Source organism: Candidatus Pelagibacter communis (genome assembly GCF_001180205.1).
In the GTDB taxonomy this organism is placed as follows: Bacteria; Pseudomonadota; Alphaproteobacteria; order Pelagibacterales; family Pelagibacteraceae; genus Pelagibacter; species Pelagibacter ubique_O.
Genome location: NZ_CVSU01000123.1, coordinates 1 through 503, shown reverse-complemented (window position 1 = coordinate 503; position 503 = coordinate 1). Strand labels below are relative to the sequence as shown.

Genomic DNA, 503 nt, shown 5'->3' with positions numbered 1-503 from the left:
TATTAGCAACGGTTATGCTGGTATCTTCTTTTCTTCTCATGTGTTTTTTTTCCTTTTCTTTAAAATAATACATATTATATAATATTTTAAAGTGTAATGCAAGTACTCTTACTTAAAATATTATATAAAACAAAAAAACGACCAAAGTACAACTTGTAGTTTTTTACTAAAAGTACTTGCATTTTTTATGTACTAATGATATAATAAATGTATAAATAAGGAAAGGAGATAATAAAAGTAAATAAAATATTATGTTTTTTTATTATGGTTTTTAGTGAATTTTTTATGCAATAAAAATATTATGAGAGGAGTTTAAAGATGAGTAAAAATAAACACAATTTCCTTGTTACATTTCATGTATTGATAGGCAAAAGATATGCTACTGAAGCTGAGATAAATGAGGTTATAGAAGAAATATTAATTATTTGTCCTTTAAGTGAAGCTGAGAGTAAAGAAGTTATTGAACTAATATATCCTGTTTTTATTCAAAAATAATATTTAAA

At 22.3% G+C, this 503-nt stretch carries 1 protein-coding gene; it reads left to right on the top strand.

Annotation, left to right across the window (positions count from 1 at the left end):
- The first annotated feature begins 318 nt into the window (after window positions 1–318).
- Window positions 319–495: a hypothetical protein gene (locus tag AMO08_RS05835; protein WP_179850758.1), complete on the top strand. Its 177-nt coding sequence runs from the start codon at window positions 319–321 to the stop codon at window positions 493–495.
- Window positions 496–503: the final 8 nt, after the last annotated feature.

What these genes read in the sequence shown, in the direction of transcription:
- AMO08_RS05835 (WP_179850758.1), top strand. Translation starts at nt 319, where the DNA reads ATGAGTAAAAATAAACACAATTTCCTTGTTACATTTCATGTATTGATA.